Source organism: Desulfopila sp. IMCC35006 (genome assembly GCF_005116645.1).
Lineage (GTDB): Bacteria > Desulfobacterota > Desulfobulbia > Desulfobulbales > Desulfocapsaceae > Desulforhopalus_A.
Genome location: NZ_SWCM01000045.1, coordinates 1 through 929 on the forward strand (window position 1 = coordinate 1; position 929 = coordinate 929).

The 929-nt window shown below is 43.4% G+C and carries 1 pseudogene; it reads right to left on the bottom strand.

What is annotated here, in order from left to right:
• Positions 1-689, bottom strand: a pseudogene (locus tag FCL47_RS24090) (hypothetical protein); the annotation flags it as partial.
• Positions 690-929: the final 240 nt, after the last annotated feature.

The following is a 929-nucleotide window of genomic DNA, read 5'->3' on the forward strand; positions in this document are numbered from 1 at the left end:
CCCAAACCTATATCATCAATTGCGGTGATATAACGTTGCAACTTGCTCTGGGATTGTAGTAATGCCCTTTCCGTCTTCTTACGTTCAGTGATCTCAAAACGCATCTTTTCGTTTGCTTTTACAATAGCTGCAGTGCGCTCAATGATAATATTGTCACGGTTGAGGATCTCTTCATTATGTCTGGCCTGGATCTGCTCTGCACTATCTATCAATTCCCTTACGGCGGGCAATGCGTAGAGCATCCGATTCCTAATACGGGATAGAAAGCCAGGATCTTTAAAAGTGATTTCAAAGTCATATATTGCCCTGCCTGAATCACCGTACCATTGAGGCCCAGTCTCAATGCATGTTACCCTGGTTGTGATGTTGGTAACCCCGGCAAGCCTGGCATAGGACTCAAACAGTCCGAGATGCCAATTGATGGCAAAGCCCTTCATGATTATATCCGGCTTGTGGATGAGACGAATAATAACATGTCCTTTACTAAGGGATTGGATAACAGCTGATTTTGTTCTATTGTACTTGTCGTTTTCACTGACAATTTTCTTAATCAGCCGATATGGGCCGATAAGTGGTACGCCAACAGCTGTTTTAAGGCGAGACTGAGTCTTATAAAAAGTCGACCCACATTTGTATGCAATGTCAGGATCAGGACAATGTTCCTCTATGGTGCAATACAATGCCATCATGAAAATATTTGAAAACCAGTAATCGGGACTTTCGAGGTGGCTTATTGCAACAGGTTCGGTTTTATCTGTCTTTATATTTTTTATAAAAAACGGGCCCTTGGGGAAGATATCGTCAATGAGACGATGAATGTCGACATCAGGATGATAGGATCGAAGGTACTGGATTAACCACAAGGTATTCAGGCTGGAAACCTGTTTCTCCATAGGCATGTGTTGTGTGCCGACAGCACTGCCTCGCAC